Raw genomic sequence first — 209 nt, 5'->3', positions numbered from 1 at the left:
GCTGGTTTGTTGTTTTTGGGTTTAACTACTCCTAAATGGCGTTTGTTGCTGAGTATTTATGCTTTTCGTTGTTTGTCTTTAGATGATTTGCGTTTGTATGCGCCTGATGTAAAGCTTAGTTGTTTGCGCCAGTATTTGCGTCCTTTTTCGGTTCCTTATAGTATGCGTACTGACAATGAAAATATGGCGTTGATTTATCCTTTGTTGCA

The 209-nt window shown here is 38.3% G+C and carries 1 protein-coding gene; it reads left to right on the top strand.

What is annotated here, in order from left to right; translation table 11 throughout:
• Nucleotides 1–209 (top strand): hypothetical protein (locus tag Q0954_RS34965; protein WP_299466963.1); only part of this gene is annotated, 209 nt, incomplete at both ends.

The organism is uncultured Microscilla sp., assembly GCF_947493425.1.
GTDB lineage: Bacteria > Bacteroidota > Bacteroidia > Cytophagales > Microscillaceae > Microscilla.
The sequence above is the reverse complement of the archived record's forward strand: the minus strand, read 5'-3'. Positions and strand labels throughout refer to the sequence as shown.